The 8,346-nt window shown below is 34.1% G+C and carries 5 protein-coding genes; 1 reads left to right on the forward strand and 4 read right to left on the reverse strand.

The features are described 5' to 3' along the window. Positions 1-118: 118 nt before the first annotated feature. Positions 119-2,515, reverse strand: coding sequence for a PKD domain-containing protein (locus VFM92_RS14105; RefSeq protein WP_325122873.1), 2,397 nt, complete (start codon positions 2,513-2,515; stop codon positions 119-121). A gap of 144 nt (positions 2,516-2,659) precedes the next feature. On the opposite strand from VFM92_RS14105, the gene uvrA reads away from it, so the two are divergent. Continuing rightward, complete coding sequence (gene uvrA / locus VFM92_RS14110; protein WP_325122874.1) at positions 2,660-5,482, forward strand: excinuclease ABC subunit UvrA; 2,823 nt, start codon at positions 2,660-2,662, stop codon at positions 5,480-5,482. An 84-nt stretch (positions 5,483-5,566) separates the two neighbouring features. On the opposite strand, the gene VFM92_RS14115 is transcribed toward uvrA, so the two are convergent. From VFM92_RS14115 to VFM92_RS14125, 3 genes are read right to left on the reverse strand one after another with little or no spacing between them, the layout of a single operon-like run. Then, entirely contained in the window at positions 5,567-6,010 is a 444-nt protein-coding gene (locus VFM92_RS14115) for a hypothetical protein (RefSeq protein WP_325122875.1), read from the reverse strand. Continuing rightward, on the reverse strand, positions 6,007-6,978 hold the full coding sequence (locus VFM92_RS14120; protein WP_325122876.1) for a hypothetical protein: 972 nt from the start codon (positions 6,976-6,978) through the stop codon (positions 6,007-6,009). The genes VFM92_RS14115 and VFM92_RS14120 overlap by 4 nt, the downstream gene beginning before the upstream one ends. Further along, complete coding sequence (locus VFM92_RS14125) at positions 6,947-8,134, reverse strand: DUF4221 family protein (RefSeq protein WP_325122877.1); 1,188 nt, start codon at positions 8,132-8,134, stop codon at positions 6,947-6,949. Before VFM92_RS14125 ends, VFM92_RS14120 begins: the two co-directional genes overlap by 32 nt. Positions 8,135-8,346 lie beyond the last annotated feature (212 nt).

Genomic DNA, 8,346 nt, shown 5'->3' on the forward strand with positions numbered 1-8,346 from the left:
AGCCGTCTCCAATGGAGACGGCTTTCCGACTTAAATGAAAAAACAACACCTAAACAAACACCTGTTTTGCTTAGGTATCGTTTTACTTTCACTATATAAATAGTGAGTTTTTTTAGATTTATTCAAGGAAAATATTTCCAAGAGCATTTTCAGAAAAAGTGTTTAATGTTTCAAAATTCGCAGGCGTAATAGCACTTCCTGATGCAATTCCGATTCCATAACCCGCACTATTTGTAATTTGACAGTCTTGAACATCTACAAGCGACTCTCTTGTAAAATCCTGAACGCTTAGATTTGCTTTTGTAACACCATCTCCCGAGCTACCACCATAAGAAATGTCTACAAATTGCAATTTATTGTTGACATCAGAGGTAGCAAAATACTGTATTCCCTTCCAGGCACCTGGAGCTTTTGTTTTAGCAGTAAATACAATCCTTTCTGAAGCTGTACCAACTGCTGTCATACTTCCTTCTACAGTTAGTCCTTTATTTGAATCAAATTCAAGTACTACGCCTGGCTCGATTGTGAGATTACCTACCACAGTCACATCTGCATCAACAAGAATTGGAGCACCAACATTTTTCCAAGTAGCGTCATTCTCAATATCAGCTCCTGTGGAATGGTAAACTTCGATATAGTTACTACCATTGCCTTCAAGGTATTCCGATGCTGCATCGAGATATTTAATTTGAATAGGATCTATTCTAATGCCTGCCAGACTATTATTGATAAATTGATTATTCGTAAATTCAGTGAACTCTGCATCAGATCGATAATCCATTGATAGACCATGACCATCACTATTACTGCTGATTACATTATTTAATTTCACTCTACTAATACCAGAGAAATAGCTGAATCCCAAATTAGATTTACCAATAGTTGATGAAATTTCAGATGAACCCCCATATTCTAATGTGACATGTGTAAGCTCATTCAAAACATTATTTGAATCATTAAAGTACAAACCTCTCCAGTAGCCTCTAATCTTATTAATACCTGAAAAAAGGATTGGATTAGTTGAATTTCCAATTGCAATTAAAGCTCCTTCGGAAGTTACGCGCATATATTTATCACTATCGAACTCTAAAATAACTCCTGGATCCAAAGTCAACTCAGCATCCACATCTATGTTTGCATTAATATGGTAGGGAACATCATTATTTAAAGCTACCCAATTTGCATCTTCCGATACTGATGTGCTGCTGGAAGGAGAAAAAACTTCTACGGCATCTATTTGATTATTTTCAATTACTGTATTTGCATCTAAATCACCAGCAGCCAATATTGAAATATACATGGCTGTGCCATTATTATTTCTTATTGCATTGTTACTAAACTCTGGGAAACGGGCATTAGCTCTATAATCTAAAGTAATCCCTCGACCGTCAGCATCCCGAATTAAGCTATTATTCAACCTTAAGTTGGTTGTATTTGAAAAATAACCAATCCCGATATTCCCTTTGCCAATAGTACTATAGAATTCTGAACTACCACCATAAGAAACTCTGCAATAAGTTAATTCATTAGCATTATTTTCTGAGTCTGAAAAATATAAGCCTTTCCAAAAACCACGAGTTTCTTCTAAACCTGTAAATATGATACTATCTGATTCTGTACCTACTGCAGAAAGTGATCCTTCACTTGATACGTTAAATCCAAGATTTTCTTCGAATTGAATAGTAACTCCTGGATTGATCGTCAATAAAGCACTTATATCAATGTTAGCCACAACTCTATAATCTGGTAAACTAGGATCTTCATACACATTTTCTAAAGTAGTATTCTCTGAAATGCTCGCATCAAGTATAACCGGTGAAACTTCTGCTTCTATTGTTACTTCAGCCGTGCTTTGATTACCATTTCCGTCATCAACTGTTAATAAAATTGTGTATTCTCCTTCTAAATCGGGTGTGAAATCCAATGTTACCGTTTCCTGATTTGCTAAAGTAGGCGTACTATTCGAAGGAATTGAAGTCACTTCCCACAGATAAGTCAAATCATCACCTTCAGGATCGGAAGAATTAGCAGCTGAAAATTGAATAGTATTTCCAACATTAATAACACTATTGTCATTTTCAGGAGCAATTGACTGATTATTAGAATCCGTTATAACTGCTTCTGGAGCTTCATTTTGATTTTCCTCGGCAGAAATTAACACATCATCAGTATCCGTATTGCCATCAGGATCTTCCACCGTTAAAGTTGCGGTGTAATCACCTGGCTCATCAGGAATAAAACTGGCTCGTTCGGAAGATGCGTTTAATAGAGCCGCGCTACTCCCCATAGGTCTTTGAGTTAATTCCCAACTGAAAGTTATGGCTTCTCCCTCTGGATCTGAAGAATTACTACCATTGAGTGTAACATTACTGTCCACAAAAGCATTGATATCCGTTCCAGCATTTGCTCTTGGGGGATCTCCTTTAGTAGGCACCTCCTCTTCCGTACAGCTAAGGGTAAATACTAATGCTATTAAAAGCATTGTCCATTTGTTAAATAATTTTAAGTTTTCCATAATTGTTTAGATATAGTTTTTTCTTTCACAATGCTTTACACCAACTTTTTCTTAATTGGGTCATATTTTTAAAAAAATTTTTAATTTTTTTCTCTGGACAACAAATTCCTTTTTCTCAGGTTAGCCTTTTATCTTTGCAAGCTTATGGAAGTAGTCAAAAAAAGTGGTCAGGTTGATTTCGAAAACCTTGACCCTAAAAAATATATAATCATTAAAGGCGCTCGAGTTAATAATTTGAAAAACCTCAGCGTGGCCATCCCCCGAAATAAATTAATAGTTGTTACCGGACTGTCTGGATCTGGGAAATCATCCTTAGCTTTTGATACATTATTTGCGGAAGGACAAAGAATGTATGTAGAAAGCTTGAGTTCTTATGCCCGCCAGTTTTTAGGCAGAATGGAAAAGCCTGAAGTAGATTTTATCAGGGGAGTATCACCGGCTATTGCCATTGAACAAAAGGTAAATACTCGAAATCCCCGATCTACAGTTGGTACTACAACTGAGATCTACGATTACATGAAACTCCTTTTCGCCAGAATCGGGCTAACTTATTCTCCCAAAAGCGGAAAAATAGTAACGAGAGACACTGTTACTACTATTTCCGATGAAATCCACCAACATAAAGAAGGCGAACGCTTTATGGTTTTGGCTCCATTGATTGTTCCTAAGGGCAGAACTTTACAGCAAGAACTAGAATTGCTTTTGAGTAAAGGTTATACTAGAGTTGTTCATAAAGAGGAAGTATTACAGATAGAAAACATTTTAGAAGAAAATCAATCTTTGAAAAGAAAGGATTTATTCATTTTGATTGATAGAACATCGGTTCAAAAGGAGGATGAAGATAATCAATTCAGAATAGCTGATTCCATTCAAACTGCATTTTTTGAAGGGCATGGAGAATGTATCATTGACTATGTAGAATCGGATGGAAAAAAAGTATTTAATGATCGATTTGAATTAGATGGGACTATTTTTGAAGAACCTTCCATTAACTTGTTCAGCTTCAATAATCCTTATGGAGCTTGCAGAACTTGCGAAGGTTTTGGAAAAGTATTAGGGATTGATGAGGATTTAGTTATTCCTGACAAAAGCTTTTCTGTTTATGAGGGAGCTGTTGCGCCATGGAAAGGTGAAACGATGAAAAAATGGGCTGAACCTTTATTAAAACATGGAATTGAATTTGATTTCCCAATACACCGTCCCATTGAAGAACTAACGAAAGAACAGTATGCATTGCTTTGGGACGGCAATAAATATTTTAAAGGATTGAATGATTTCTTCGATCATTTACAATCTAAAATGCATAAAATTCAATATCGGGTAATGCTTTCTCGCTATAGAGGGCGAACCGTCTGCCCGGATTGCAAAGGCACTAGATTAAGAAAAGATGCAGGCTATGTTAAAATAAATGATGCATCCATTATCGAATTGGTATTGAAACCAATTGACCAATTAATAGCATTTTTCGAAGGTTTAACACTTTCTACCAACGAGAAGAAAATTGCAGGAAGAATCCTAAAAGAAATCAGTAACAGATTAGAGTATTTAATGGAAGTTGGCTTAGGTTATCTGACGTTAAACCGATTGACTTCTTCCCTTTCAGGTGGCGAGTTTCAACGAATAAAACTGGCTACTTCTTTAGGTAGTGCTTTAGTGGGTTCGATGTATATTTTAGATGAGCCATCCATAGGTTTGCACCCAAGGGATACAGCCCGATTAGTAAAAGTATTGAAATCTCTTAGAGATATGGGCAATACTGTGATTGTAGTGGAGCATGAGGAAGAAGTGATGCTGGAAGCAGATGAAATAATCGATATTGGACCAGATGCAGGTGTTCACGGAGGAAATCTGGTTTTCCAGGGCAATTTAGAAGAACTAAAAAAGGCTGATAATACGCATACTGCCCGATTCTTAAATGGTAGCAATGAAGTAGCCATACCGAAAAACAGAAGAAAATGGAAAAATAGTATCACCATCAAAGGAGCTAAAGAAAATAATCTCGATATAAAAGAGGTGAAAATTCCTCTCGAAGTCCTAACTGTGGTGACAGGTGTCAGTGGTTCAGGAAAATCTACTTTAATTAAGAAGATTTTGAATCCTGCCTTAGCCAAAATGATTGGACAAGGAAGCAATGAAAGCACCGGTAAATTTGAAAAACTAGAAGGAGATTATAAAAAAGTAAAATTCATTGAGTTTGTGGATCAAAATCCTATCGGAAAATCTTCTCGTTCTAATCCAGTGACTTATGTAAAAGCTTATGATGCTATACGTCAGCTTTTCTCAGATCAGACTTTAGCAAAGCAAAGAGGCTATAAGCCAGCTTTTTTCAGTTTCAACGTGGACGGTGGAAGATGCGAAATGTGTCAAGGAGAAGGTATCCAAAAAATTGAGATGCAGTTTATGGCAGATATCGAACTAACCTGCGAAAGCTGCAAAGGACAGCGCTTTAAAAACGAAATCTTAGAAATCAATTACTCCGGAAAAAACATAGCCGAAGTATTGGATATGACAGTAGAAGAAAGTTTAGAATTCTTTGCGGGAAATAATCCAATCATCAACAAGCTCCAACCTCTTTTTGATGTGGGTTTAGGCTACATCCGATTAGGCCAATCATCTAATTCATTGAGTGGAGGAGAAGCACAGAGGGTAAAATTAGCTTCTTATTTGGGAAAAGGTGGAAGTTTAAAAAATGACCACAACCTGTTTATTTTTGATGAACCGACCACTGGTCTTCACTTTCATGACATCAAAAAATTATTAGAATCCATTAATGCATTGATTGAACAAGGAAATTCTGTGATCATTATCGAGCACAATATGGAAGTCATCAAAACAGCAGATTGGATAATTGATTTAGGTCCAGAGGGAGGTCAAAAAGGTGGAAAAGTAGTTTTTGAAGGTCTCCCAGAGGACATGATAAAAGTGAAGAATAATTATACTGCTGAGTTTTTGAAAGAGAAATTGTGATAACTTTAGAAATGCCGGACATTTTTCATGTCAGACATTGGGCTTTTAAGAGCGTTTATACCGTTTACTGATATTTGAACTTAATTAATTTACTAATTCAACCAGCTTCTGAATTTCTTCGACTTTTATATTTTTGGTGAATTCCAGTTTCCCATTACTATCAAACTTAACTAGTAAGGGATCATTTGTGTAGATATCATATTTAAATACAAGTGGTTCTTTCACTTCCCTGATTTCCCAAAAATTATAATTGTAATCATTTCTATTGAAAAAGCCTCTGCTTTCCATATCTCCTACAAATATTAATTTCAATACATTTAGACCATTCTCCAACAAAAAGAAATTGTTTATTTCCAAGCAACCACTACATGAATTAGTATTAATGAAATAGTAATAGGAATTTGCTCTTTCACTTGAAGATAACTGAAGCTCCTCACTGAAGAATTGCTCATACTTATTTTCATCTTTTTGGCAAGAAGTTAAAATGATTAAAATAGCACTTAAATAAAAAGAGAGGTTATTTTTCATAGTTTATGAATTTCATCTATTGGTACTAGGTAAAAAGCTAAAGACCCTTTGAAATCATCCATTAGCATGATTTTATTATTATAGATACCCCCTCTAATTTTCTTTAACTCTATGACTCCATCATTTAATTTGTACTTTGCATTATTCTTTTTATCCATTTTGTATATAAAAACCCTTGCTTTCCCCTTTTCTGCAGAGGCATAATTCACAAGATAATTTTCATCTTTAACAGGATCATAAAATATTTCAGCCGCTTCATCATTTTCAATAAAGCTTTTTAAATTTATCTGATTAATCTTTCCGTTTTTAATATTAAACCGAATATGGCTGGCTAAATTTTTTAATGACAAACTAATGAGGCCATTCTGAAAACTAATTTGATGAGGATAGATGATTGCCCAATTACTTAAATCGTTTTTATTAATATCATCTAACTTGATATAGTTTTTATGTACAAGCTTATAATCCGTATTGTAGTAACTCAAAGAATAAGTGAATTCCTTTCTCTTCTTTTTCATATCGTAGGTAAATATTCCATCCGGCAGCAAAACATACATATTCTCTTTGATACCTTTCTTTCTGAAGTCTTTCCTAGATGCCTCCCAACTGACCTTAAGCTTATTTGATTTTATATTTATTAAAGCATAATTATCAAAACTACCAACGGCAAAGGTGTTTTCGTCAATTACCATTAAATATTGCAGCATTCCTTGAATTCCAGTGGACTGCAAATTCAGGGTATCCAAATGGGTGTTACCATCAGAACTCATTAACAATATAGTTTCATTATTCGTGAAAAGGTGAAGCTCTTCATTAATAAAAGTTAAATGACCCATTTGCTGATCAGATGGGCTGTAAAAAATATAGTTCTCATTAATTTCCTGAGCTGAAACTTTTAATATACAAGTAAGGCATAGGATTGCGAGAAAAATTGGTTTAATATTTAATTTCGATAAGGTCAAATTCATATACTTCTTCTTTATTAGTTGGTGAATACGGGTTTTCCTTACTAATCAATATTCCTTGAGGTGTAGGTAAAATATGAAGATAATTGTAAATTGTTTTTGGCATTAATACTTCCCCTAAAATTTCATATTGCTCATTAAATACTACAATAGACCATGCAGACTCCATTCTGTGCATATTTTCATTACCAGAGTTTTTATTAGCATGTTTTGCAATTCTATAGTATAGCTTCCTGTAAGTATCATATACCAAATTCACATATCCTTCATCATTATGATACGCTTCTAGTTCTTGTTCTGTCGTGTAATCAAATCCTTCAGTAATTGAAAATAATGTGAAACTCTGATCAATAAAATCACTTTTAATTTCATAGAATTTATCATTTATACTAGAAAACACATTGTTGGAATTATAAAAGTTAATTATTTCTTCATTTTTAGAAATATTAAAAGCAAAATTATTAAATGGATTATTTGGAGCTTCAGATTTTTGGTAAATTTTAGGCCAATGTCCTTCAAAATCCCTAAATGTATCATCTTTAATAGAATATTTGGTTAAAACTGGTGAACTATAAAATGTTTTAAGATCATGAAATCCACTAAAAGAGGATTGAGCCACAATATTAAAAACTAGTTGACCAGCCAAAGAATCGTACTTAAACGGAATGTTAAACATTCCATTTTGAGTTAATGAAAAAGGATAAAAATAACCTGTTCCTCCATCTATTTCTTCACCAACATTCCTTGGAAAAATATTTTCCAGTAGTCTCCATTCATTTATTAGGTTTGCTTCTTGGTCAATCAATTGAAACACTGAAGCATCTAGGGAAAATAAGAAAATGGAATCACTACTATGATAATAAAATGACGTTATGGGGAATATCCTATTTGGACCATCATTGCTAAATGCAATAGTTTTGTTAAAACTTTGATCACAATAAGAAAAAATGTCTAATTTTTGAAAATCTCTATCTAAACCTATAACGAAACAGCTATCTTTCAACTGTATTTGGCTATGATTATATTGATCCTCGCCATTTAAAAAAATTTCGACAGCAGATATCTTTTCATAATCTAGTTTGACATTGTTATTTTGGACACTTTCTTGACAAGATAAAAGGCAAAAGCATAGAATCCATAGACATGTTAATTTATACATAAAATATTGAAATAAATAAACTTTATCAACCACAAAAATATTTTTTCTAAATACACTCTCGTTGAGCTATAAAATCGAGTAGGAAGATAGGGATTATTTCCCTATCCGTCCTCTCACACCACCCTGCGTACCGTTCGGTACAGGGCGGTTTGTTAAAATAATGATGGCTGTGTTGCATTAGTCAGCCGTAAGTAAGTTTCGTAAAACCCAAT

The sequence above is a fragment of the Marivirga sp. genome (genome assembly GCF_035704835.1).
GTDB lineage: Bacteria > Bacteroidota > Bacteroidia > Cytophagales > Cyclobacteriaceae > Marivirga.

Coding starts and splice junctions, on each gene's coding strand:
- VFM92_RS14105 (WP_325122873.1), bottom strand. CDS start 2,515: ATGGAAAACTTAAAATTATTTAACAAATGGACAATGCTTTTAATAGCA.
- uvrA (WP_325122874.1), top strand. CDS start 2,660: ATGGAAGTAGTCAAAAAAAGTGGTCAGGTTGATTTCGAAAACCTTGAC.
- VFM92_RS14115 (WP_325122875.1), bottom strand. CDS start 6,010: ATGAAAAATAACCTCTCTTTTTATTTAAGTGCTATTTTAATCATTTTA.
- VFM92_RS14120 (WP_325122876.1), bottom strand. CDS start 6,978: ATGAATTTGACCTTATCGAAATTAAATATTAAACCAATTTTTCTCGCA.
- VFM92_RS14125 (WP_325122877.1), bottom strand. CDS start 8,134: ATGTATAAATTAACATGTCTATGGATTCTATGCTTTTGCCTTTTATCT.